The following is a 23,219-nucleotide window of genomic DNA, read 5'->3' on the forward strand; positions in this document are numbered from 1 at the left end:
TCGTAGAATTGCCCCATGATCCAACGCATCGACCTGCGAGGAGCCGACCGGACGACGGTCGACTACCGCGCAGCCGTGCCCCGCGCCGACTTCGACGTCGAGGCTGCGGTGCCGGCGGTGCATGCGATCTGTGAGGCCGTCCGTACCCGCGGCCTGGACGCGATCCGGGAGTACGGCGAGCGTTTCGACGGGGTGACCGTCGATGACATCCGAGTCTCGCCCGCAGCGCTCGAGCGCGCGCTGGCCGAGCTCGACCCTGCCATCCGCGCCGGCCTCGAGGAGTCGATCCGCCGACTGCGGCTGACCTGCGCCAACGAGCTCGAGCACGACGCGGTGACCGACCTCGGTCCCGGCGCCCGCGTCACGCACCGCAAGGTGCCGGTCGACCGGGTGGGGCTCTACGTGCCCGGTGGCCTGGCTCCGCTGGTCTCCAGCGTCCTGATGAACGTCGTCCCTGCACAGACCGCCGGCGTGCGGTCGATCGCGCTCTCCAGCCCGCCGCAGAAGGAGTTCGGGGGCGCCGTGCACCCGACGATCCTGGCCGCGTGCGCGCTGCTCGGCATCGACGAGGTGTACGCCGTCGGCGGTGCCCAGGCGATCGCGATGTTCGCGTACGGCGTTGGTCCGTGCGCCAAGGTCGACCTGGTCACCGGTCCGGGCAACATCTACACGGTCACGGCCAAGCGCCTGCTCAAGGGCCAGGTCGGCATCGACTCCGAGGCGGGGCCGACCGAGATCGCGATCCTCGCTGACGACAGCGCGGACGCGGCGTACGTCGCGTCCGACCTGGTCAGCCAGGCCGAGCACGACCCGCTGGCCGCCGCCGTGCTCGTCACCCCGTCCGTGCGGCTCGCCGACGAGGTCGACGCCGAGCTCGACAAGCAGGTCTTCGCGACCAAGCACACCGAGCGGATCCGCACGAGCCTGTCGGGCAACCAGTCCGGGATCGTCCTGGTCGACGACCTCGAGCAGGGCCTCGACGTCGTCAACGCGTACGCCGCCGAGCACCTCGAGATCCACACCGCGGACGCGTCGTCGTACGCCGCCCGGGTACGCAACGCGGGCGCGATCTTCGTGGGTCAGTACGCCCCGGTGAGCCTCGGCGACTACTGCGCCGGTTCCAACCACGTCCTCCCCACCGCCGGTTGCGCCTGCCACAGCAGCGGGCTGTCGGTGCGCGCGTTCACCAAGTCGGTGCACGTGGTCGACTACACCCGAGACGCCCTCGCCGAGGTGGCCGACCACGTCGTCACGCTCGCCAACGCCGAGGACCTGCCCGGCCACGGCGCAGCAGTCTCCGTCCGGTTCGACAGATGAGCTGGCCGCCGCTCCGCGAGGAGCTGCGGGGGATCGAGCCGTACGGCGCCCCGCAGCTGGACGTGCCCGTCCAGCTCAACGTCAACGAGAACCCCTACGGGCCGTCGCCCGCCTGCGTCGCTGACATCGCGTCGGCCGTCGGGGCGGCCGCGACCACGCTCAACCGCTATCCGGACCGGGAGTTCGTCGAGCTGCGCACCGCGCTCGCGGCGTACCTGAGCAGGGACACGCCGCACGGCGTGGCTCCCCAGCAGGTGTGGGCGGCCAACGGGTCCAACGAGGTGATGCTGCAGCTGCTGCAGGCGTTCGGGGGACCGGGTCGGGCCGCGCTGAGCTTCGCGCCGACGTACTCGATGTATCCCGAGTACGCCCGCAACACCGTCACCGAGTGGGTCGTGGGCAGGCGCGAGAGCGACTTCTCGCTCGACCTCGACGACGCGCACGATCTGGTCAAGGAGACCCAGCCGAGCGTGGTGCTGCTGCCGAGCCCCAACAACCCCACGGGCACGGCACTCCCGCCGGAGGCGGTCGGGATGCTGTGTGAAGCAGCAGGGGACGGGATCGTCGTCGTCGACGAGGCGTACGGCGAGTTCCGGCGTACCGGCGTGCCGAGCGCGGTGGAGCTGCTGCCCGAGTACCGCAACCTGGTCGTCACCCGCACCATGAGCAAGGCGTTCGCCGCCGCCGGCCTCCGGCTCGGCTACCTCGCCGCCGACCCGGCGATCTGCGACGCGATCCGCGTCGTCCGCCTGCCCTACCACCTCTCCGCGGTCACCCAGGCGGCCGCGCTAGCGGCGCTGCGGCACGCCCCCGAGCTGCTCGGCAAGGTCGACGAGCTGCGCGCCGAGCGGGACGCCACCGTGGACTGGCTCCGGGCCCAGGGTCTCCAGGTGGCCGACTCCGACGCCAACTTCGCGTTGTTCGGGACGTTCGCGGACCGTCATGCTGTGTGGCAGGGGCTGCTCGACCGGGGTGTGCTGATCCGCGAGACCGGTCCGGACGGATGGCTGCGGGTCTCGATCGGCACCGCGGACGAGATGATGGCGTTCAAGGAAGCACTGACCCAGGTGAGGACAAGCAATGAGTAGGACTGCACGCATCGAGCGTCAGACCAAGGAGTCCAAGGTCCACGTCGAGGTGAACCTCGACGGCACCGGCCGGACCGACATCTCCACCGGCGTCGGCTTCTACGACCACATGCTCGACGCGCTCGGCCGCCACGCGCTGCTCGACCTGACGGTCCAGACCGAGGGCGACACCCACATCGACGCGCACCACACCGTCGAGGACACCGCGATCGTGCTCGGCCAGGCGCTGCGCGAGGCACTCGGTGACAAGTCCGGCGTACGCCGCTTCGGCGACGCGACCGTGCCGCTCGACGAGGCGCTGGTGCAGGCGGTCGTGGACGTCTCCGGGCGCCCCTACTGCGTGCACACCGGCGAGCCGGAGGGTCAGCAGTACGTCGTGCTCGGTGGCGACTACCTCGGCTCGCTGACGCGGCACGTCTTCGAGACGATCGCCTTCCACGCCCACATCGCCCTGCACGTGCGCGTGCTGGCCGGCCGCGAGCCGCACCACATCGTGGAGACCCAGTTCAAGGCATTCGCCCGGGCCTTCCGCGACGCCGTCGCGATCGACCCGCGGGAGACGGGGATCCCCAGCACCAAGGGCGCTCTGTGACCCAACCGAACGTGGTGGTTCTCGACTACGGGTCGGGCAACCTCCGCTCTGCCGTGCGCGCGGTCGAGCGTGCGGGCGCCGATGTGACGCTCACGGGTGACTTCGACACCGCGCTCAACGCCGACGGGCTGCTCGTGCCCGGCGTCGGCGCGTACGCCGCCTGCATGGCCGGTCTGCGCGCCATCAAGGGCGAGCGGATCATCGGCCGCCGGCTCGCGGGCGGCCGCCCGGTGCTGGGCATCTGCGTCGGCATGCAGGTGCTCTTCGAGCGCGGGGTGGAGCACGGGGTCGAGACCGAGGGCTGCGACGAGTGGCCGGGCGTCGTCGAGCGGATCCAGGCGCCCGTCGTGCCCCACATGGGCTGGAACACCGTCGACGTGCCGGCTGGCTCCACGCTCTTCGACGGGATCCAGGACGAGCGCTTCTACTTCGTGCACTCCTACGGCGTGCGCGACTGGACCCTCGAGACCAACGACCGCACTCGCGCGCCCCTGGTGACCTGGTCCGAGCACGGTGGTGACCGCTTCGTGGCGGCGGTCGAGAACGGTCCGCTCACGGCGACCCAGTTCCACCCCGAGAAGTCCGGCGATGCGGGCGCGGCGCTCCTCCGCAACTGGGTGGACACGCTCAGATGACCACCCCACGAAACCGCGGTCTTCCCCCGCTTCGCTCCTCCAGCCCACGCTTCCGCGGGGACCCCGGATGAGCAAGGAGCGCGCGCAGCGGCGCGCCGAGCGCGAGCAGCAGGAGGCCGCCGCTGCCGCCGCGCGGGCCGCCGCGGTCGAGCGACAGCGACGCCGTACTGCTCGCAAGGCGGCGTTGACGTCCTGGCTCCCGAAGCCGCGCAAGGGACCCGGCGGGATCATCGCGCAGCGCCGCCGTACCCGTTCGACGCTGTTCGTGATCGGGGTGGTCGTCGTCAACCTGCTCGTCTGGCTCGCCTACCCCGACTGGCCCGCGCGCTTGCTGGCGCTTGCGCTGAGCCTGCTGATCACCCCGATCGTCCTCATCCTCCTGACCAGCTGACTGAGAGAAGACATGTCCGACTACCTCGAGCTCCTCCCCGCCGTCGACATCACGGAGGGCCGGGCCGTCCAGCTCGCCCAGGGCATCGCCGGCTCCGAGCGCGTGTACGGCGACCCGGTCGCCGCCGCGATGCGCTGGCAGGACGCCGGTGCGGAGTGGCTGCACCTGGTCGACCTCGACGCGGCGTTCGGCCGCGGCACCAACCGTGACCTGCAGGCGGAGATCGTCGGAGCACTCGACATCAAGGTCGAGATGAGCGGCGGCATCCGCGACGACGAGTCCCTGGAGGCGGCGCTCGCCACGGGCTGCCGCCGGGTCAACATCGGCACCGCCGCGCTCGAGCAGCCGGAGTGGTGCGCCCGGATCATCGCCGAGCACGGCGACCGGATCGCGATCGGCCTCGACGTCCGCGGCACCACCCTTGCGGCCCGCGGGTGGACCAAGGAGGGCGGCGACCTCTACGAGACGCTCGCTCGTCTCGACGCCGAGGGCTGCGCGCGCTACGTCGTCACGGACGTCAACAAGGACGGCATGCTCCAGGGGCCCAACCTGCAGCTGCTGCGCGACGTCTGTGCCGTCACCGACGCGCCCGTCGTCGCCTCGGGTGGCGTCACGACCCTCGCCGACATCGAGGCCCTGATGGGCCTGGTCGCCGACGGGGTCGAGGGTGCGATCGCCGGCACCGCGCTCTACGAGGGCCGGTTCACGCTCGAGGACGCCCTCGCGCTCACCAAGGGCGAGCGGTGAGCCTCGCCGTACGCGTCATCCCGTGCCTGGACGTCGACGCCGGGCGGGTGGTCAAGGGGATCAACTTCCAGCAGCTCCGGGACGCCGGCGACCCGGTCGAGCTGGCTCGGATCTACGACGCCGAGGGCGCCGACGAGCTGACCTTCCTCGACATCTCGGCCTCCCACGAGGGCCGCGCCACCACGATGGAGATCGTGTCGCGCACGGCCGAGGAGGTCTTCATCCCGCTCACCGTGGGCGGGGGCGTGAGCAGCGTCGAGGACGTCGACCGGCTGCTCCGCGCCGGCGCCGACAAGGTCGCCGTCAACACCGCCGCGATCAACCGTCCCGAGCTGGTGGCCGAGATCGCGGACCGGTTCGGCAACCAGGTGCTGGTGCTCTCCGTCGACGCCCGCCGGGCGCCCGGCTCCTCCTCCGGCTTCGAGGTCACGACGCACGGGGGCCGCAAGTCCGCCGGGCTCGACGCGATCGAGTGGGCCGTGCGCGCCGCCGAGCTCGGCGCGGGCGAGATCCTGCTCAACGCGATGGACGCCGACGGCACCCAGGACGGGTTCGACCTCGAGCTGATCCGCGCCGTACGACGCGAGGTCTCGATCCCGGTGATCGCCTCGGGCGGCGCGGGCGCCACCGAGCACTTCCCGCCCGCGGTCGAGGCCGGTGCGGACGCGGTGCTCGCCGCGACCGTCTTCCACTTCGGGACGCTGCGCATCGCGGACGTGAAGCAGTCGCTCGCGTCCGCTGGTCACCCGGTGCGCTGAGGGCTCAGAGCCCGCCTCCGCCGTCGGCGCCACTGTTGCTGGTGCCGCTGTAGTTGCCGGCTCGACCATGGGCGATGCCCGTGGCCCGGTCGACCCGGGAGTCGAGGCCATCCGCACGCGGCCAGAAAGCGTAGATGCCGGCGGCGACCGCCACGATCCAGGTCCACACGATGCTGACGGTATCGCCTCAGGGCCGTGGAGGGTATGGATCTTCTGCTCGTCCGGGTGGTGACGACCAGGTCGTCCCCGACGACCGCAGAGCCGACGTTCTCGTTGGTCGGCGTCGGGGACGTCGTCGATCTCGGCCACCTGCTTCATCGTCCGGGCGTCCAGCCCGCCCAGGCGCGGCCACCCGCCTCGGCGAGAGCATACTCGTCGTCCCGATCGCCCAGAGCCGCCTCGTGCACTGACGGCACGACGACTTCTCGGGCACTTCTGGAACCTCTGGGCCTTTGCATTGCCCGAGAACCTCAGGGATACCCGGTGAACCGGGTATCCCTGGCCCCTACGCCCCGAGATCAGCCTCCCGGAGAGCGGACACGGCCTCGTCGGGGCCGTCGAACTCCAGCCCGCGGGCCGCCGGACGACCGAACAGGAAGAGGACCAGCTCGACGACGTCGCCGGTGACCGTGACGGCGGCGGCGCCCTTCTTGCCGACTGCGGTCGCACCGGTGTCGGCACGGCGTACGACGGTCGGGCCGGGGAGCTTGCGGCCGAAGAAGCCGAGACCCTTGGCGAGCTGGCCCCACAGAGCATCCAGGTCGACCAGGTCAAGCTGTCGGGGCTCCCAGCCGGGCTGGCTGCGCCGCAGGTCCTCGTGGTGCACGACGTACTCGAAGGTGTTCGCCGCCTTGTCGACGGCCGGGATCGCGAACATGCCGCCCGGCGACCGAAGGCGGTCGACGAGCGCGGCGTACTCCCGCTGCTCGAAGCGCTCGGACGCCCGCTTGGTGAAGCCGGCGAGCGGGGAGGCCATGATCCCCGCGGCACCGAGCGGGCTCCGCTCGCGCACGAGGAGGTGGATGACGAGGTCCTTCGCGGTCCAGCCGGTGCACTCCGTCGGCGAGTCGGGGCCGACCTCGAGTGCGAGGTCGCAGAGGGCGGCACGTTCTCGGCGGGAGAGGGGCTCGGTCACGCGACCGACAGTAGCCGCCGGCACCGTGGGCGCGCCCGATGTCGGCGGGTGGGAATAGCCTGACCCGACGGCGGGGTTCCCCGTCGGCACAGCATCAGGCGGCGACGGGCAGGTAGTGAGCGAGACACTCGGTAGTGGGTCTTACAACAAGCGGGGGACCTCGGTCGAGGGATTCCGGGTCCTCGGGGTGGCGATCCGTCGCGAGCCGTGGATCTTCGCGCTCTCCACCGTCGGCAGCGTCTTGTTCGGCGCGCTCACCGTCGCGGACGCCTGGGTGCTCGGCTGGTCGACCGATCACGTCGTGCTGCCCGCATTCAAGGACGGCGAGATCGGGGCCGGCGTGATGGTCGCGGTCTTCGCGCTCTTCCTCGGCGTCGCGCTGCTCCGCGCGGTCGGCATCGTGGCGCGCCGGCTCGGTGCCGGTGTCATGCAGTACCGGATGCAGGCCCACACTCGCCGAGAGGTGACCCGGCAGTACCTCGCGCTCCCGATGGAGTGGCACCACCGACACCCGACCGGCCAGCTGCTGTCCAACGCCAACTCGGACGTCGAGGCGGCGTGGGGTCCGATCGCGCCGCTGCCGATGGCGGTCGGCGTGCTGGCGATGATGGTGATCGCCGTGGCCCAGATGTTCTTCGCCGACGTGGTGATGGCCCTGGTCGGCCTGCTGGTCTTCCCCGCCGTGGTGCTCGCCAACGTGGCCTACCAGCGTCTCGCCTCCCCGCTGATGACCAAGGCGCAGCAGCTGCGCGCCGAGCTCAGCGAGGTGGCCCACGAGTCCTTCGACGGAGCGATGGTGGTCAAGACCCTGGGCCGCGAGGCCGAGGAGACCGCCAGATTCGCCGAGAAGGCCCACCTGCTGCGCGACGTCAACATCCGCGCCGGCCGGATCCGTGCCGCCTTCGACCCGACCCTGGCAGCACTCCCCAACCTGGGCGTCCTGATCGTGCTGGTCGTCGGCGTCGAGCGGGTCCTCAGCGGCGCGACCAACGCCGGTGACGTGGTGACGATCGCCTACCTGCTCACGATCGTCTCGTTCCCCATCCGCGCGATCGGCTGGCTGCTGGGTGAGTTCCCGCGCAGCGTCGTGGGCTACCACCGGGTGCGTTCGGTGCTGCGGGCGACCGGCGAGATGCCGTACGGCGACCACACCGTCGACCCGGATGCCGCCTCGGGTGCGCGTCTGGAGGTGGACGGGCTCGGCTACCGCTACGACCCCGAGCAGCCGCTGATCGAGGGCGTGTCGTTCACGGTCGAGCCGGGACGCACCGTAGCCCTGGTCGGGGCCACCGGCTCCGGCAAGAGCACGCTGACCACGCTGATGGCCCGCCTGGTCGACCCCGACGAGGGCCGGGTCATGCTCGACGGGAGCGACCTGCGTGACTTCGCGCGCGGCGAGCTCGCTGAGGCCGTGGCGCTGGTGCCGCAGTCGGCGTTCCTCTTCGACGACACCGTCCGGGGCAACGTGACCCTCGGGGCGGACGTGTCCGACGGCGATGTCTGGGCCGCTCTCCGCGCTGCTCAGGCCGACGGGTTCGTCGCGGCCTTGCCCGACGGCCTCGACAGCCGTCTCGGTGAGCGCGGCACGTCGTTGTCCGGCGGGCAGCGACAGCGGATCTCCCTGGCGCGGGCTCTGGTCCGGAGGCCGCGGCTGCTGGTGCTCGACGACGCCACCTCGGCGGTCGACCCCGAGGTCGAGGCGCGCATCCTCCAAGCACTCCGACAGAGCAACCGGGAGGGGGCCGACCGGGGCAGCAGCCTGGTCGTGGTCGCCTATCGCAAGGCCACCATCGGGCTGGCCGACGAAGTCGTGCACCTCCAGGACGGCCGGATCGCCGACCGGGGCACCCACGAGGAGCTGCTCGGCCGCAGCCCGGCGTACGCGCGCCTCGTCAACGCCTACGAGCACACGGGCGAGCTCGTGGGAGAGGTGACCTCATGAGCACCACCACGAACACCGGGATGGACACCGGCGAGGACATCGGCGCGATCGAGACCATCCGCCGCGGTGTGGAGGTCTCGCCCGAGCTGAAGGACGGTCTGGGCTGGACGATCGCTCTGGCCTTCCTGGCCGCGACCGGTCAGGTCGTCGTCCCGATCGCGGTGCAGCAGACCCTCGACCGCGGGATCAACGGCTCCGGCGGACCCGACGTCTCGTTCACGGTGATGATGGGTCTGGCCGCGGCTGCGGCGATCGTGCTCGCCAGCTGGGCGTCCTACCTGATGACCACGCGCCTCTTCACGACGTCCGAGCGGGGTCTCGCCACGTTGCGGGTGAAGGCGTTCCGGCACGTGCACGACCTACCGGTGCTGACGCAGAACACCGAGCGCCGTGGCGCCCTGGTCTCGCGCGTGACGAGCGACGTCGACCAGGTCAGCCAGTTCCTGGTGTTCGGGGGCCTGCTGCTGATCGTGAGCGTCGGGCAGGTGATCATCGCGACGGTCGTGATGGTGATCTACAGCTGGCAGCTCGCGCTGGTCGTGTGGCTCTGCTTCGCTCCGCTCTTCCTCTCCATCCGCTACTTCCAGCGCAAGCTCTCCGACGCGTACGGCGTGGTTCGGCGCCAGGTCGCCGTGATGCTCTCCGCGATCTCGGAGCCCGTCGTCGGTGCGGCGGTCGTGAAGTCCTACGCGATCGAGGGCCGCACCCAGAGCCGGATCGACGAGGCGATCGACGAGTACAAGACGGCCAGCACGCGGGCTCAGCAGTTCACGGTCGTGTCGTTCTCGCTCGGCGGGATCTCTGCTGGGCTCGCCAACGCCGCGGTCCTGGTCGTCGGGATCCAGATCGGCCTGCACGGCGGTGGCTTCGGCCAGGACCTCACGGCCGGCAAGGTCCTCGCGTTCGCCTTCCTGGTTACCCTCTTCGTCGGACCGGTGCAGATGGGCACCCAGATCTTCACCGACGCCCAGAACGCCCTGGTGAGCTGGCGCCGGGTGATCGGCATCCTCGAGACACCCGCCGACCTGGTCGACCCGGGGGAGGAGGGACAGGTGCTGCCCCGCGGCCCGATCGACGTCTCGCTGCGCGACGTCACGTTCGCCTACCCCGGTGGCCCGCCCGTGCTGCGCGAGATCGACCTCGACATCCCAGCCGGCACCCGGGTCGCGGTCGTCGGCGAGACCGGCTCGGGCAAGTCGACCATCGCCAAGCTGCTCACCCGACTGATGGACCCGTCGGCCGGCGCCGTCCTGCTGGACGGCATCGACGTGCGAGAGATCGCACAGGAGTCGCTGCGGCGCAGCGTGGTGCTGGTGCCGCAGGAGGGATTCCTCTTCGACGACACCCTCGCCAGCAACGTGCGCTACGGACGCCTCGGGGCCACCGCGGAGGAGATGCTCGCCGGTGCCGAGGAGCTCGGCCTGGGTGACTGGCTCGCCGGCCTGCCTGCAGGCCTCGAGACCCGCGTCGGCCAGCGCGGCGAGTCGCTGTCGGCCGGTGAGCGCCAGCTCGTGGCGCTGCTGCGCGCCCAGCTCGCCGACCCCGACCTGCTGGTCCTCGACGAGGCCACCAGCTCGGTCGACCCGGCGCTGGAGATGCGGATCGGGCGGGCACTGGAGCGGTTGATGACCGGTCGCACCAGCGTCACCATCGCGCACCGCCTGTCGACCGCTGAGAGCGCCGACGAGGTGGTCGTCGTCGACCAGGGTCGAATCGTGCAGCGCGGCCCGCACGCCGCCCTGGTCCAACAGGAGGGGTCCGTGTACGCCGGGCTGCACGCGAGCTGGGTCCGAGCCGCTGACCCCGCGTGAGCGCCTCGAAACCACCAGCGAGGGATAATCGAGTCGTGACCACCCCGTTGGACCCTGACATCGCTGCCCGCCTCAAGCGCACCGCGGAGGGCCTGGTGCCCGCCGTGGTCCAGCAGCACGACACCGGCGAGGTGCTGATGCTCGGGTGGATGGACGACGAGGCGCTGGCGCGGACGCTCAGCACCGGCCGCGCGACGTACTGGAGCCGCTCGCGTCGGGAGTACTGGGTCAAGGGCGACACCTCGGGCCACGTCCAGTGGGTCCAGGAGGTGCGCCTCGACTGCGACGGCGACACGTTGCTGGTCAAGGTCGATCAGGTCGGGGCCGCCTGCCACACCGGCGACCGGACCTGCTTCGACGCCGACCTGCTCGCTCGGACGAACGCCGATGAGTGAGCGGCGTCGTACGTTCGGCCCCGTCGTGCTGCTCGGCCTGGCGGCGGGCACCCTGACCGCGGTCGCCGGGGAGAAGCCGGCGGTCAAGGGCTCCGGCGACGCGGCCACCGCGGTCAGCAGTCGGCTGGTCTCCTTCGACGCGCATCTGCCGCTCGTGACCGCCCTCGGCCTGGTCGTGCTGGCCTGTTGGGGTGTGGTGCTGGTGACCCGCCGACGGGTCCGCCGAGCCGTCGCCGCACTTGGCACGATCGCGGCCGTCGGGGCCGTCGTGGCCGCGCTCGCGGCGTACTCCCAGGTCCCGGACCAGTTCCGCGACGAGCTCGCCCTCGTCGGCATCAGCGATCCCGAGCTCAGCCACACGCTCTGGTACTGGGTCGCGGTGATCGGCGCCCTGCTCTGCACCGTCGCCGGAGCGCTCGCGGTCGCCTGGGCGCCGGCCTGGCCCGAGATGGGCACCCGGTACGACGCGCCCGGCGCGGCCCCCGCCCCGCCGGCCGTCCCGCCCGAGGAGCAGAGCAGCCTGGACCTCTGGAAGGCGATGGACGAGGGGCGCGACCCGACTGCCTGACCCCACTGCCGCACCAGCCGGACCCGACCTGAATAGACTGTGCTCGCGCCACATCCGCCCCGTGCTCGAGGAGCCTGCATGTCTGACAACCACGGCAACACCCCCGCTGCCTGGACGGCCGTCACGGTCGCCATGCTCGGCTTCGTGGTCGGCGCGGTCGGGCTGATGCTCGACCCCATCAGCTGGGTGATCCTCTGGGTCGGCATCGCGCTCGGTGTCGGCGCGTTCGTGCTCTTCCTGGTGATGGCGAAGCTCGGCTACCACGAGTCCACGCACTGACAGTCGTGGGCTGAGCCTCGTGACCGCCACGGCCCCGCCGCCCGTCGCCGAGACGCCCTTCACAGAGGGGGGCCCGGCGACGCGCTGGCAGCGGGTCCGAGGCCCCGCGCTGGTCATCGGCGGCCTGGGGATCGCGACGCTCGCCCTGAGGCTCCGCGACCCGCACGAGCATGGCTCGTGGGGGCTCTGCCCCAGCGCGGCCCTGGGCGTCTACTGCCCGGGGTGCGGTGGCCTGCGGGCCGTCAACGACCTCACCCACGGCGACCTGGCCGGCGCCGCGTCGAGCAACCTGGCGTTCGTCGTGGCCCTGCCGTTCATCGTGATCGGCCTGGCGCTGTGGGCGATCGGCCGGTGGCGCGGGCGGCCCGTGCGGCTGTCGATGAGCGTGATCACGCCGACGGCGCACGTGTCGCTCGCACTGCTGACGGTCTTCACGGTGCTGCGCAACCTCCCCGCCGGGTCGTGGCTCGCGCCCTGACCCGACGGGGAGAGCAGCTCAGACGTCGGTGTTGTAGCTGAGGTCCACGGCGCCCGTGGCGACCAGGATCCAGTAGAGGACACCGGCGACGATGCCGACGATGCCGAGGATGAAGCCCCACTTGGCCAGGCCCTCGCCGGTCTTGGCGCCGCCCGAGTCGCGGATGTCCTTCTTGCCGAGCTGGCCGAAGACGACGCCGAGGATGCCGAAGATGAAGCATCCCCAGAAGCACGGGATCACGGCGAGGATGCCGAGCACCAGGCTGGCGACAGCCATGCCCGACTTCTTCGGCGGCATGCCACCCTGCGGCGGCACCGGGGCGCCGTACTGCGGGGGAGGCGGGGGTGGTTCGGAGTAGCTCACTGATGGGCCCTTCGGGGTTGTCGGCCGGTCCGTCTCCCGGGCCGTGTTCAGCGGACACTACCCACGGACGCCGCCTTCATGCCGCGTGAAACACTGGCCACGCAAGGGTGACCATCTGGTGGGAGAACAGCATGTCCGTGCTCGACGACATCGTCGCCGGCGTGCGCGTCGACCTGGCCGAGCGGGAGGCATGCGTGCCGCTGGCCGACCTGCGTGCCGCGCTGGCCGACGTCGACCCGCCGCTCGACCCGATGCCGCACTTCCGTGCTCGGGGCTCGAGCGTGATCGCCGAGGTCAAGCGGCGCAGTCCCAGCAAGGGCGACCTCGCGGACATTCCCGACCCCGCCGACCTCGCGCAGCAGTACGCCGCGGGTGGGGCCGCGGCGATCAGCGTGCTGACCGAGCAGCGGCGCTTCGGCGGCAGTCTTGACGACCTGCGCGCCGTCCGCGCCGCCGTCGACACCCCGGTGCTGCGCAAGGACTTCATCGTCACCAGCTACCAGCTGGTCGAGGCCCGGGCCGCGGGCGCCGATCTGGCGCTGCTCATCGTCGCTGCGCTCGATGACGACACCCTGCGCCGCCTCCACGACGAGGCCCGCGAGCTCGGCCTGACCGTGCTCGTCGAGGTCCACGACGAGCCCGAGACCGAGCGGGCGGTCGAGCTCGGTGCCGAGCTGGTCGGCGTCAACGCGCGCAACCTCAAGACCCTCGAGATCCACGACGACACCTTCGGCCGGCTCGCGCCACTGATCCCGGATGACCGGGTCAAGGTCGCGGAGAGCGGCATCTTCGGCCCCGCAGACGTCAAGCGCTTCGTCGGCGAGGGGGCCCGCGCCGTCCTCGTCGGCGAGGCGCTGGTGAGGGACGGTGACCCGCAGGCCGCGGTCGCCGCGATGACAGGAGTTGAAGCATGACGACCCATGCGCCCACGCCGTACGACGCCGACGCGCGCGGCTGGTTCGGAGGCCCCGACGGTTTCGGCGGGCGGTTCATGCCCGAAGCCCTGGTCGCGGCGCTCGACGAGCTCACGGTCGCGTGGCAGGACGCGATGGCCGACCCGACGTTCATCGCCGAGTTCGAGGCGATCCTGCGTGACTACGCCGGGATCCCGAGCCCGCTCTACTTCGCCGAGCGGCTCAGCGACAAGGTCGGCGCGCGCATCCTGCTCAAGCGAGAGGATCTCAACCACACGGGCGCCCACAAGATCCGCAACGTCCTCGGCCAGGCCCTGCTGACCAAGCGGATGGGCAAGACCCGGGTGATCGCCGAGACCGGTGCCGGCCAGCACGGGGTCGCGAGTGCCACCGCAGCGGCGTACTTCGGCCTCGACTGCACGGTCTACATGGGCTCGGTGGACACCAAGCGACAGGCGCTCAACGTCGCCCGGATGAACCTCCTCGGCGCGAAGGTGGTCGCCGTCGACTCCGGCAGCGCCACCCTCAAGGACGCGATCAACGAGGCGCTGCGCGACTGGGTCGCGAGCGTCGACCACACGGCGTACCTCTTCGGCACCGCAGCCGGACCGCACCCCTTCCCGACGATGGTCCGCGAGTTCTGCCGCGGCATCGGCGACGAGGCCCGCGCCCAGAGCATCGAGCAGTACGGCGGCCTGCCGGACGCGATCGTGGCCTGCGTCGGTGGCGGGTCCAACGCGATCGGCCTGTTCACCGCGTTCCTCGACGACGCCGACGTGGCGATCTACGGGTTCGAGGCGGGCGGCGACGGCTACGAGACCGGCCGGCACGCGGCGACGATCTACGCCGGCGAGCGGGGGGTGCTGCACGGCGCCCGGACGTTCGTGCTCCAGGACGAGGACGGCCAGACCGTCGAGTCCCACTCGATCTCGGCCGGGCTCGACTACCCGGGAGTCGGCCCCCAGCACGCCCACCTCGCCGACATCGGTCGAGCGACGTACGAGCCGGTGACCGACGCCGAGGCGATGGACGCGATGTCGCTGCTGGCGCGCACCGAGGGCATCATCCCGGCGATCGAGTCGGCGCACGCGCTCGCCGGCGCGCTGCGGATCGCCGAGCAGCGGCAGGGCCAGACGATCCTGGTCAACCTCTCGGGCCGCGGCGACAAGGACATGGGCACGGCGCTGGAGTACTTCCACCTCGGAGAGCCGGACGCCGAGACGGGAGACCCTGCATGAGCAGCAGCACCGCCTTCGAGACGGCCAAGGCCGAAGGCCGCGCCGCGCTGGTCGGCTACCTGCCCGCCGGCTTCCCCGACGTCGCCGGAGGCATCGAGGCCCTGCGCACGATGGTCGACGCCGGCTGCGACGTCATCGAGATCGGGTTGCCCTACAGCGATCCCGTCATGGACGGCCCGACCATCCAGGCCGCCGCCCAACAGGCTCTCGAGCGCGGTGTCCGCACCAAGGACGTGCTGCGCACCGTCGAGGCCGTCGCGGCCACCGGCACCCCGACCCTGGTGATGACCTACTGGAACCCCGTCGAGCGGTACGGCGTCTCCCGGTTCGCCCAGGACCTGGCCAACGCCGGGGGAGCGGGCCTGATCACGCCCGACCTCACGCCGGACGCCGACACGACGTGGGCAGAGGCCGCCGACGAGCACGACCTCGACAAGGTCTTCCTGGTCGCGCCGTCGTCCACGGACGAGCGGATCGCGATGACCACGGCAGCCTGCCGGGGGTTCGTCTACGCGACCGCCGTCATGGGCGTCACCGGCGCCCGCACCACCACCTCAGACCTGGCTGGGCCGCTCGTCGCCCGCACCCGCGCAGCGACCGACCTCCCCGTCGGGGTCGGCCTGGGTGTCAGCAACGGCGACCAGGCGGCCGAGGTGGCGTCGTACGCCGACGGCGTGATCGTCGGCTCGGCGTTCGTGCGCGCGCTGCTCGACCACCCCGACAACACCGGCACCGGGCTGCGAGCGCTGGCCCGGCTGACCGAGGACCTGGCGGCCGGGGTACGGCGTGGGTAGGCGCGCCCTCGCCGCCGTACTCACCGCCCTGCTGATCCCGCTCGCCGCCTGCGGCGGCGACGGCGACAGCGCGGGCGGTGGGCTGCACGGCACCGAGCTCGACCCGCCGTTCGAGGTGTCCTCGACGCCGCTCACCGACGTCGACGGTGAGCCGTTCTCGCTCACCGAGGACACCGACAAGGACCTGACCCTGGTCTTCTTCGGCTACACGCACTGCCCGGACATCTGCCAGGTCGTGATGTCCAACCTCGCCTCGGCGATGACCCGCCTCGACGACAGCGACCGGGACCGCGTGGACGTCGTCTACGTGACCACCGACCCGGCCCGTGACACGGAGGAGGTGCTGGACAGGTACCTCTCCCACATCGACCCGAAGTTCATCGGCCTGACCGGTGACCTCGACACGATCGTCGCCGTCGCCAAGCCGCTCGGCGTCGGCATCACCCAGGGCGACAAGCTCCCGTCCGGCGGCTACGACGTCACGCACGGCACCACGATCACCGGCGTCGACGCCGACGACGAAGGCACGGTCTACTGGAGCGAGGACACCTCCTCCGCCGACTTCGCCGCCGACATCCACCAGCTGCTCGACAAGGACTGATGAGCGCCCCATGACCGCACTCACCACCGTGCTCTCGATCCCCAGCCCCTCCTCGGGGATCTGGTACCTCGGCCCCCTCCCGCTGCGCGGCTACGCGCTCGCGATCATCCTCGGCATCGTCGCGGCGATCTGGATCGGCGAGCGACGCTGGGTCGCGCGCGGCGGCCGCGCCGGCGACATCCAGGACATCGCGATCTGGGCGGTGCCGTTCGGGCTCGTCGGCGGCCGGCTCTACCACGTGCTCACCGACCACGACCTCTACTTCGGCGCCGGGCAGCACCCGATCGAGGCGCTCTACGTCTGGAAGGGTGGCCTCGGGGTCTGGGGCTCGATCGCGCTGGGCGCCGTCGGGGCGATCATCGCCGCGAAGCGCAAGGGCATCAAGCTGCTGCCGGTCCTCGACGCGATGGCGCCCGGGGTCCTGGTCGCCCAGGCGATCGGCCGGTGGGGCAACTGGTTCAACCAGGAGCTGTTCGGCCGTCCGACCGACCTGCCCTGGGGGCTGTCCGTCAGTGATGACACCGCGGTCCGGGCCGGCTACCCGTCGGGCACGACGTTCCACCCGACGTTCCTCTACGAGAGCCTGTGGTGCCTGGCGGCCTTCGGGATCCTGGTCTGGGCCGACCGCAGGTTCCGGCTCGGCTACGGCCGGGTCGTCGCGCTCTACATCATGATCTACACGCTCGGCCGCGGCTGGATCGAGATGCTGCGGATCGACACCGTCGAGCTCGAGGACGTCGGCGGGTTGCGCTTCAACGTGTGGACCTCGCTGGTGCTCTTCGTCGCCGGCCTCGTGTGGTTCGTCGTCAGTGCTCGCCGCCACCCCGGACGCGAGGAGCAGGTGTACGCCGAGGGGCGCGGACCGGAGACCGGCTCGGACACTGACTCTGCCGCTGAAATGGACTCGTCCACCTCTGGCGGGCCTGCAGAGCCGCGTGAGGCGGACGACCCGACGACGGACAGAGGTCAGGAGCACCCCTAGAGCGGTGTTAATCTGTCCTTTCTGCCAGGGCCAATGTCGTCCCCTGCCCGCAGAATCTGCATCGCTGATCCGCCGGCGCCGGCCCGACAACGTCGTGGGGCCAGCGCGGCGCTGAGACGACGGGAGAATGCCCGGTGCCTTCTTCGCACGCATTCCCGCCGCCCGCACCCTTGCCTGGGCCCGCACACTGGACCGGCCCGCAAGCACAAGGGCTCTACGACCCCCGCTTCGAGCACGACGCCTGCGGGGTGGCCTTCGTCGCCACCCTCACCGGCGTTGCCAGCCACGACATCGTCGTCAAGGCACTGACCGCGCTCCGCAACCTCGACCACCGAGGCGCGGCGGGTGCGGAGGTGAACTCCGGCGACGGTGCCGGCATCCTGCTCCAGGTCCCCGACGCGTTCCTCCGGGCGGTCGTCGACTTCGAGCTGCCCGCCCAGCACGCGTACGCCGTGGGTACGGCGTTCCTGCCGGGCGACGACGAGGAGGTCGCGAAGACCCGCCGTCGGATCGAGGAGATCGCCGCCGAGGAGGGCCTGACCGTCCTCGGCTGGCGCGAGGTCCCGGTCCAGCCCGAGGGGCTCGGCCAGATGGCCCTCGGCGTGATGCCGAGCTTCGCCCAGCTCTTCGTCGCGGGTGCCGGCACCCGGGTGACGGGCATGGCGCTCGAGCGGCTCGCCTTCTGCCTGCGCAAGCGCGCGGAGCACGAGACCGACGTCTACTTCCCGTCGCTCTCCTCCCGGACGCTCGCCTACAAGGGCATGCTCACCACCGACCAGCTCGACAAGGTCTTCCCGGACCTGGTCGACGAGCGGATGGCATCGGCCCTCGCGGTCGTGCACTCGCGCTTCTCGACGAACACGTTCCCGAGCTGGCCCTTGGCCCACCCGTTCCGGTTCATCGCCCACAACGGCGAGATCAACACCGTCATGGGCAACCGCAACTGGATGCGGGCCCGCGAGGCGCTGCTCGCCTCCGACGTCATCCCGGGCGACCTGGACCGGCTGTTCCCGATCTGCACCCCTGGGGCGTCCGACTCGGCCTCCTTCGACGAGGTGCTCGAGCTGCTGCACATGGGTGGCCGCTCGCTGCCGCACTCGGTGCTGATGATGATCCCGGAGGCGTGGGAGAACCACGCCGAGATGGACGCCAAGCGCCGCGCGTTCTACGAGTTCCACTCCGCCGTGATGGAGCCCTGGGACGGACCGGCGTGCGTCGTCTTCACCGACGGCTCCCAGATCGGCGCCGTCCTGGACCGCAACGGCCTGCGTCCCTCGCGCTACTGGGTCACCGACGACGGCCTCGTCGTCCTGGCCTCGGAGGTCGGCGTCCTCGACCTCGACCCGGCCACGATCGTCCGCAAGGGCCGGCTGCAGCCGGGCCGGATGTTCCTCATCGACACCGACGAGCACCGGATCATCGAGGACGAGGAGATCAAGACGCAGCTCGCGTCGGAGCACCCGTACGACGAGTGGCTCCACGCCGGCCTGATCAACCTCGCCGACGTCACCGACCGCGAGCACATCATCCACACGCACGCCTCGGTCACGCGCCGGCAGCAGGTCTTCGGCTACACCGAGGAAGAGCTGCGCGTCATCCTGACGCCGATGGCCAACGGCGGGGGCGAGCCGCTCGGCTCGATGGGCACCGACACGCCCATCGCGTCGCTGAGCGCGAAGCCGCGGCTGCTGTTCGACTACTTCAGCCAGCTCTTCGCACAGGTCACCAACCCGCCGCTCGACGCGATCCGCGAGGAGCTGGTCACCTCGCTGGCCGGCACCATCGGCCCGGAGTCCAACCTGCTCGAGCCGCAGCCGGCGTCCTGCCGGATGGTGGTGCTGCCGTTCCCGGTCATCTCCAACGACGACCTGGCCAAGATCCGGCACATCAACCGTGACGGCGACATGCCGGGCTTCATCACCCACGTCTCGCGTGGGCTCTACCCCGTCGAGGGCGGGGGAGCGGCGATGGCCGAGCGGATCGACAAGATCTGTGCGGAGGTGTCGGCCGCGATCGCTGACGGTGCCCGCATCATCGTGCTGTCGGACCGCCACTCCACGGCCGAGCACGCCCCCATCCCGTCGCTGCTGCTGACCGGCGCCGTGCACCACCACCTGGTGCGCGAGAAGACCCGTACCCAGGTCGGGCTTCTGGTCGAGGCCGGCGACGTCCGCGAGGTGCACCACGTGGCGCTGCTCGTCGGGTACGGCGCCGCCGCGGTCAACCCCTACCTGGCGATGGAGTCGGTCGAGGACCTGGCCCGCGAGGGCTACTACGTCAGCGCCGAGCCGGAGCAGGCCGTCAAGAACCTCATCAAGGCGCTCGGCAAGGGCGTCCTGAAGGTGATGTCGAAGATGGGCGTCTCCACGGTGGCGTCGTACACCGGTGCGCAGATCTTCGAGGCGGTCGGCCTCTCGCAGGCGGTCGTCGACCGCTACTTCACCGGCACCACGTCCAAGCTCGGCGGCATCGAGCTCGACACGATCGCCGAGGAGGTCGCGCGCCGGCACGCCACGGCGTACCCGCGCGGCGGCATCCTGCCGGCGCACCGCGAGCTCGAGATCGGTGGCGAGTACCAGTGGCGCCGCGAGGGCGAGCCGCACCTCTTCGACCCCGAGACCGTCTTCCGCCTGCAGCACTCCACCCGCAGCGGCCGCTACGACATCTTCAAGCAGTACACGGCGCGCGTCGACGAGCAGTCGGAGCGGCTGATGACGCTGCGCGGCCTGTTCCGGTTCAAGGACGCCGACGGCTCCGGCCGCCAGCCGATCCCGATCGAGCAGGTCGAGCCCGTGTCCGAGATCGTGAAGCGGTTCTCGACCGGCGCGATGTCGTACGGCTCCATCAGCAAGGAGGCGCACGAGACCCTCGCGATCGCCATGAACCGGCTGGGCGCGAAGTCCAACACCGGTGAGGGCGGCGAGGACCCGGACCGCCTCTACGACCCCGAGCGCCGCAGCTCGATCAAGCAGGTCGCTTCGGGTCGGTTCGGCGTCACGTCGGAGTACCTGACGAACGCCGACGACATCCAGATCAAGATGGCGCAGGGCGCGAAGCCCGGAGAGGGCGGCCAGCTGCCCGGCAACAAGGTCTACCCGTGGGTGGCCAAGACCCGGCACTCCACGCCGGGTGTGGGCCTGATCAGCCCGCCGCCGCACCACGACATCTACTCGATCGAGGACCTGGCTCAGCTGATCCACGACCTCAAGAACGCCAACCCGCAGGCCCGCGTGCACGTCAAGCTGGTCTCCGAGGTCGGCGTCGGCACGGTCGCGGCGGGCGTCTCGAAGGCGCACGCCGACGTGGTGCTGATCTCCGGCCACGACGGTGGCACCGGTGCGGCGCCGCTGACGTCGCTCAAGCACGCCGGTGGACCCTGGGAGCTCGGCCTCGCCGAGACCCAGCAGACGCTGCTCCTCAACGGGCTGCGCGACCGGATCGTCGTCCAGACGGACGGTCAGCTCAAGACCGGTCGCGACGTCGTCATCGCCGCGCTGCTCGGCGCGGAGGAGTTCGGCTTCGCCTCGGCCCCGCTGGTCGTCTCGGGCTGCATCATGATGCGGGTCTGCCACCTCGACACCTGCCCCGTGGGCGTCGCGACGCAGAACCCGGTCCTGCGCGAGCGCTACTCGGGCAAGCCCGAGTTCGTCGTGAACTTCTTCGAGTTCATCGCCGAAGAGGTGCGCGAGATCCTGGCCGAGCTGGGCTTCCGCACCATCGAGGAGGCGATCGGGCAGGTCGGCGTGCTCGACACCCGTACGGCGGTCGACCACTGGAAGGCGTCCGGTCTCGACCTGACCCCGGTGCTCCACCAGCCGGACCGGTCGGCGTTCCCCGACCAGGACCTCTACCGCACGAAGTCGCAGGACCACGGCCTGGAGAAGTCGCTCGACGTCACCGAGCTCGTTCCGCTGGCGCAGCCCGCGATCGAGAGCGGCGAGCCGGTGCGGGCCCAGGTCGCGATCCGCAACGTCAACCGCACCGTCGGCACGATCCTCGGCCACGAGGTCACCAAGAAGTACGGCGGCGAGGGCCTGCCCGACGGCACGATCGACATCACGTTCACCGGCTCCGCCGGCCAGTCGTTCGGCGCGTTCGTGCCGCGAGGCATCACCCTCCGCCTCGAGGGCGACGCCAACGACTACGTCGGCAAGGGCCTGTCGGGCGGCCGGATCGTCGTACGTCCCGACCGGGCGGCGACGTTCAACAGCAACGAGCAGATCATCGCCGGCAACACGATCGCGTACGGGGCGACGTCCGGCCAGATCTTCCTGCGCGGCGGGGTGGGCGAGCGGTTCGCCGTCCGCAACTCCGGCGCGTGGCTCGTCAACGAGGGCGTGGGCGACCACGGCTGTGAGTACATGACCGGCGGGCGCGTCGTCGTCCTCGGCAAGACCGGCCGCAACTTCGCGGCCGGCATGTCGGGCGGTATCGCCTGGGTCCTCGACCTCAAGCCGCAGCGGGTCAACACCGAGCTCGTCGAGCTCGGACCCGTCGTCGGCCAGGCCGCGACCGACCTCGAGCAGCTGGTGCGCGCGCACTTCGAGGAGACCGGCTCGCTGGTCGCCGAGGAGCTGCTCGCCGACTGGGAGACCGCACTGACGCGGTTCACCGAGGTCATGCCCAGCGACTACCGCAAGTCCCTCGACGCGAAGGCCAAGGCCGAAGAGGCCGGCCTCGACGAGGACGAGACCGCCCACGCGATGATGGAGGCACTCCATGGCTGACCCGAGGGGCTTTCTGAAGGACGGCCGGAAGGTCGCCGAGCGGCGCCCGGTCGAGGAACGAGTCCAGGACTGGAACGAGGTCTACCCCGGCAGCGCCGGGCGGGCGCTGCTGCCGATCATCACGCAGCAGGCGGGCCGCTGCATGGACTGCGGCATCCCGTTCTGCCACCAGGGCTGCCCGCTGGGCAACATCATCCCCGAGTGGAACGACCTGGTCTGGCGCGACGACTGGGAGGGCGCCATCGAGCGCCTGCACGCGACCAACAACTTCCCGGAGTTCACCGGTCGCCTGTGCCCGGCCCCGTGCGAGACCGCCTGCGTCCTGGGCATCAACCAGGACCCGGTCACGATCAAGAACGTCGAGGTCTCGATCATCGACAAGGCGTGGGAGTCCGGCCTGGTCCGGCCGCAGCCGCCGGAGTGGCTCTCGGGTCGCACCGTCGCGGTGATCGGCTCCGGCCCGGCGGGTCTCGCCGCCGCCCAGCAGCTGACCCGAGCGGGCCACACGGTCGCCGTCTACGAGCGGGCCGACAAGGTCGGCGGGCTGCTGCGCTACGGCATCCCCGAGTTCAAGATGGAGAAGAAGCACCTCGACAAGCGTCTCGAGCAGATGCGCCGCGAGGGCACCGTCTTCCGGCCCGGTGTCGACGTGGGCTCTGCACTCGGCGCCGACAAGCTCCGGGAGCGGTACGACGCCGTCGTGCTCGCCATGGGGGCCACCGAGCCGCGTGACCTGGCCGTGACCGGCCGCGAGCTCGGCGGGATCCACCAGGCCATGGAGTTCCTCCCGCAGGCCAACCGGGTCGCGCTCGGCGCGGAGGTCGAGGGCCAGATCCTCGCGACCGGCAAGCACGTCGTGATCATCGGTGGCGGCGACACCGGTGCCGACTGCCTCGGCACGTCCACCCGTCAGGGTGCCGCGTCGATCACGCAGCTGGAGATCATGCCTGAGCCGCCGCAGTCCCGTCCCGCGGGTCAGCCCTGGCCGACGTACCCGATGACGTTCCGGGTCTCCTCGGCTCACGAGGAGGCGGGGGAGCGGGTCTACGCCGTCTCGACCAAGGAGTTCCTCGGCGACGAGGACGGCAACGTCCGCGCGCTGCGCCTGGTCGACGTGGTCTTCGAGGGCGGCAAGCTCACCGAGATCGAGGGCACCGAGCGCGACATCCCGGCCGAGCTGGTGCTCTTCGCGATGGGCTTCCTCGGCCCCGAGAAGCCGGGCCTCGTCGAGCAGCTCGGCGTCGACCTCGACGAGCGCGGCAACATCAAGCGCGACCTGGCCTACCAGTCCTCGGTGCCGGGCGTCTTCGTCGCCGGCGACGCGGGCCGGGGCCAGTCGCTGATCGTGTGGGCGATCGCCGAGGGGCGGGCCGCGGCCGCCGCGGTCGACACCTTCCTCACCGGATCGACGACGCTCCCGTCGCCGATCAAGCCCACCGAACGCCCGCTGGTCGTCTGATCCAT

The 23,219-nt window shown here is 71.1% G+C and carries 23 protein-coding genes; 20 read left to right on the forward strand and 3 right to left on the reverse strand.

The genetic code is table 11. The features are described from left to right. The first annotated feature begins 15 nt into the window (after positions 1-15). The 7 genes from hisD to hisF all read left to right on the forward strand — a co-directional run bounded on the left by hisD (position 16) and on the right by hisF (position 5,528). Positions 16-1,317, forward strand: a complete 1,302-nt coding sequence (hisD, locus tag ABEA33_RS25515; protein WP_345529930.1) for a histidinol dehydrogenase — start codon at positions 16-18, stop codon at positions 1,315-1,317. After that, entirely contained in the window at positions 1,314-2,405 is a 1,092-nt protein-coding gene (locus ABEA33_RS25520; RefSeq protein WP_345529931.1) for a histidinol-phosphate transaminase, read from the forward strand. Before hisD ends, ABEA33_RS25520 begins: the two co-directional genes overlap by 4 nt. Continuing rightward, positions 2,398-2,997, forward strand: a complete 600-nt coding sequence (gene hisB / locus ABEA33_RS25525) for an imidazoleglycerol-phosphate dehydratase HisB (protein WP_345529932.1) — start codon at positions 2,398-2,400, stop codon at positions 2,995-2,997. Before ABEA33_RS25520 ends, hisB begins: the two co-directional genes overlap by 8 nt. Then, complete coding sequence (gene hisH / locus ABEA33_RS25530) at positions 2,994-3,632, forward strand: imidazole glycerol phosphate synthase subunit HisH (protein ID WP_345529933.1); 639 nt, start codon at positions 2,994-2,996, stop codon at positions 3,630-3,632. Before hisB ends, hisH begins: the two co-directional genes overlap by 4 nt. 67 nt (positions 3,633-3,699) lie before the next feature. Then, the gene (locus ABEA33_RS25535; RefSeq protein ID WP_345529934.1) at positions 3,700-4,023 is read left to right on the forward strand and encodes a hypothetical protein; all 324 of its coding nucleotides are present in this window, start codon (positions 3,700-3,702) and stop codon (positions 4,021-4,023) included. 12 nt (positions 4,024-4,035) lie between these two features. Beyond that, a complete protein-coding gene (gene priA / locus ABEA33_RS25540) occupies positions 4,036-4,770 on the forward strand; it encodes a bifunctional 1-(5-phosphoribosyl)-5-((5-phosphoribosylamino)methylideneamino)imidazole-4-carboxamide isomerase/phosphoribosylanthranilate isomerase PriA (protein WP_345529937.1) in 735 nt (244 codons plus the stop codon). After that, complete coding sequence (hisF, locus tag ABEA33_RS25545; RefSeq protein WP_345529938.1) at positions 4,767-5,528, forward strand: imidazole glycerol phosphate synthase subunit HisF; 762 nt, start codon at positions 4,767-4,769, stop codon at positions 5,526-5,528. The genes priA and hisF overlap by 4 nt, the downstream gene beginning before the upstream one ends. Positions 5,529-5,532: 4 nt before the next feature. On the opposite strand, the gene ABEA33_RS25550 is transcribed toward hisF, so the two are convergent. Together ABEA33_RS25550 and ABEA33_RS25555 are read right to left on the reverse strand one after the other, a co-directional pair. Further along, positions 5,533-5,697 (reverse strand): hypothetical protein, encoded by a 165-nt coding sequence (locus tag ABEA33_RS25550; RefSeq protein ID WP_345529939.1) that lies wholly within the window; start codon positions 5,695-5,697, stop codon positions 5,533-5,535. 336 nt (positions 5,698-6,033) lie between these two features. Further along, positions 6,034-6,663 carry a TIGR03085 family metal-binding protein gene (locus ABEA33_RS25555; RefSeq protein ID WP_345529940.1) on the reverse strand — a complete coding sequence of 210 codons (630 nt, stop codon included), beginning with the start codon at positions 6,661-6,663 and terminating at the stop codon, positions 6,034-6,036. Between the two features lie 115 nt (positions 6,664-6,778). Between ABEA33_RS25555 and ABEA33_RS25560 the strand changes: the two genes are divergently transcribed. From ABEA33_RS25560 to ABEA33_RS25585, 6 genes are all read left to right on the forward strand, one after another. Next, positions 6,779-8,605: an ABC transporter ATP-binding protein gene (locus ABEA33_RS25560; RefSeq protein WP_345529941.1), complete on the forward strand. Its 1,827-nt coding sequence runs from the start codon at positions 6,779-6,781 to the stop codon at positions 8,603-8,605. Further along, positions 8,602-10,416 (forward strand): ABC transporter ATP-binding protein, encoded by a 1,815-nt coding sequence (locus tag ABEA33_RS25565; RefSeq protein WP_345529942.1) that lies wholly within the window; start codon positions 8,602-8,604, stop codon positions 10,414-10,416. The genes ABEA33_RS25560 and ABEA33_RS25565 overlap by 4 nt, the downstream gene beginning before the upstream one ends. A 35-nt stretch (positions 10,417-10,451) precedes the next feature. Beyond that, the gene (hisI, locus tag ABEA33_RS25570) at positions 10,452-10,811 is read left to right on the forward strand and encodes a phosphoribosyl-AMP cyclohydrolase (protein ID WP_345529943.1); all 360 of its coding nucleotides are present in this window, start codon (positions 10,452-10,454) and stop codon (positions 10,809-10,811) included. Beyond that, the gene (locus tag ABEA33_RS25575; protein WP_345529944.1) at positions 10,804-11,379 is read left to right on the forward strand and encodes a Trp biosynthesis-associated membrane protein; all 576 of its coding nucleotides are present in this window, start codon (positions 10,804-10,806) and stop codon (positions 11,377-11,379) included. Before hisI ends, ABEA33_RS25575 begins: the two co-directional genes overlap by 8 nt. 78 nt (positions 11,380-11,457) lie before the next feature. After that, positions 11,458-11,658 (forward strand): HGxxPAAW family protein, encoded by a 201-nt coding sequence (locus tag ABEA33_RS25580; protein WP_345529945.1) that lies wholly within the window; start codon positions 11,458-11,460, stop codon positions 11,656-11,658. A gap of 19 nt (positions 11,659-11,677) precedes the next feature. Next, positions 11,678-12,136 (forward strand): DUF2752 domain-containing protein, encoded by a 459-nt coding sequence (locus ABEA33_RS25585; RefSeq protein ID WP_345529946.1) that lies wholly within the window; start codon positions 11,678-11,680, stop codon positions 12,134-12,136. 18 nt (positions 12,137-12,154) lie between these two features. Here ABEA33_RS25585 and ABEA33_RS25590 read toward each other — a convergent pair whose 3' ends face one another. Further along, positions 12,155-12,499, reverse strand: a complete 345-nt coding sequence (locus ABEA33_RS25590) for a DUF4190 domain-containing protein (protein WP_345529947.1) — start codon at positions 12,497-12,499, stop codon at positions 12,155-12,157. A gap of 131 nt (positions 12,500-12,630) precedes the next feature. Here ABEA33_RS25590 and trpC point away from each other — a divergent pair, with 131 nt between their 5' ends. The 7 genes from trpC to ABEA33_RS25625 all read left to right on the forward strand — a co-directional run bounded on the left by trpC (position 12,631) and on the right by ABEA33_RS25625 (position 23,214). Beyond that, positions 12,631-13,413, forward strand: a complete 783-nt coding sequence (gene trpC, locus ABEA33_RS25595) for an indole-3-glycerol phosphate synthase TrpC (protein ID WP_345529948.1) — start codon at positions 12,631-12,633, stop codon at positions 13,411-13,413. Further along, a complete protein-coding gene (gene trpB, locus ABEA33_RS25600) occupies positions 13,410-14,651 on the forward strand; it encodes a tryptophan synthase subunit beta (RefSeq protein WP_345529949.1) in 1,242 nt (413 codons plus the stop codon). The genes trpC and trpB overlap by 4 nt, the downstream gene beginning before the upstream one ends. Continuing rightward, entirely contained in the window at positions 14,648-15,445 is a 798-nt protein-coding gene (trpA, locus tag ABEA33_RS25605) for a tryptophan synthase subunit alpha (RefSeq protein ID WP_345529950.1), read from the forward strand. The genes trpB and trpA overlap by 4 nt, the downstream gene beginning before the upstream one ends. Beyond that, positions 15,438-16,046 (forward strand): SCO family protein, encoded by a 609-nt coding sequence (locus ABEA33_RS25610; protein ID WP_345529951.1) that lies wholly within the window; start codon positions 15,438-15,440, stop codon positions 16,044-16,046. The genes trpA and ABEA33_RS25610 overlap by 8 nt, the downstream gene beginning before the upstream one ends. Positions 16,047-16,056: 10 nt before the next feature. Beyond that, entirely contained in the window at positions 16,057-17,028 is a 972-nt protein-coding gene (gene lgt, locus ABEA33_RS25615; RefSeq protein WP_345529952.1) for a prolipoprotein diacylglyceryl transferase, read from the forward strand. A gap of 170 nt (positions 17,029-17,198) precedes the next feature. Then, positions 17,199-21,755, forward strand: coding sequence for a glutamate synthase large subunit (gltB, locus tag ABEA33_RS25620; protein ID WP_345530056.1), 4,557 nt, complete (start codon positions 17,199-17,201; stop codon positions 21,753-21,755). After that, entirely contained in the window at positions 21,748-23,214 is a 1,467-nt protein-coding gene (locus ABEA33_RS25625; protein ID WP_345529953.1) for a glutamate synthase subunit beta, read from the forward strand. Before gltB ends, ABEA33_RS25625 begins: the two co-directional genes overlap by 8 nt. The last annotated feature ends 5 nt before the right edge of the window (positions 23,215-23,219 follow it).

The sequence above is a fragment of the Nocardioides endophyticus genome (assembly GCF_039543845.1).
Classification (GTDB): Bacteria; Actinomycetota; Actinomycetes; order Propionibacteriales; family Nocardioidaceae; genus Nocardioides; species Nocardioides endophyticus.

What these genes read in the sequence shown, in the direction of transcription:
- hisD (WP_345529930.1), top strand. Translation starts at nt 16, where the DNA reads ATGATCCAACGCATCGACCTGCGAGGAGCCGACCGGACGACGGTCGAC.
- ABEA33_RS25520 (WP_345529931.1), top strand. Translation starts at nt 1,314, where the DNA reads ATGAGCTGGCCGCCGCTCCGCGAGGAGCTGCGGGGGATCGAGCCGTAC.
- hisB (WP_345529932.1), top strand. Translation starts at nt 2,398, where the DNA reads ATGAGTAGGACTGCACGCATCGAGCGTCAGACCAAGGAGTCCAAGGTC.
- ABEA33_RS25535 (WP_345529934.1), top strand. Translation starts at nt 3,700, where the DNA reads ATGAGCAAGGAGCGCGCGCAGCGGCGCGCCGAGCGCGAGCAGCAGGAG.
- priA (WP_345529937.1), top strand. Translation starts at nt 4,036, where the DNA reads ATGTCCGACTACCTCGAGCTCCTCCCCGCCGTCGACATCACGGAGGGC.
- ABEA33_RS25565 (WP_345529942.1), top strand. Translation starts at nt 8,602, where the DNA reads ATGAGCACCACCACGAACACCGGGATGGACACCGGCGAGGACATCGGC.
- ABEA33_RS25575 (WP_345529944.1), top strand. Translation starts at nt 10,804, where the DNA reads ATGAGTGAGCGGCGTCGTACGTTCGGCCCCGTCGTGCTGCTCGGCCTG.
- ABEA33_RS25580 (WP_345529945.1), top strand. Translation starts at nt 11,458, where the DNA reads ATGTCTGACAACCACGGCAACACCCCCGCTGCCTGGACGGCCGTCACG.
- trpC (WP_345529948.1), top strand. Translation starts at nt 12,631, where the DNA reads ATGTCCGTGCTCGACGACATCGTCGCCGGCGTGCGCGTCGACCTGGCC.
- trpB (WP_345529949.1), top strand. Translation starts at nt 13,410, where the DNA reads ATGACGACCCATGCGCCCACGCCGTACGACGCCGACGCGCGCGGCTGG.
- trpA (WP_345529950.1), top strand. Translation starts at nt 14,648, where the DNA reads ATGAGCAGCAGCACCGCCTTCGAGACGGCCAAGGCCGAAGGCCGCGCC.
- lgt (WP_345529952.1), top strand. Translation starts at nt 16,057, where the DNA reads ATGACCGCACTCACCACCGTGCTCTCGATCCCCAGCCCCTCCTCGGGG.
- ABEA33_RS25625 (WP_345529953.1), top strand. Translation starts at nt 21,748, where the DNA reads ATGGCTGACCCGAGGGGCTTTCTGAAGGACGGCCGGAAGGTCGCCGAG.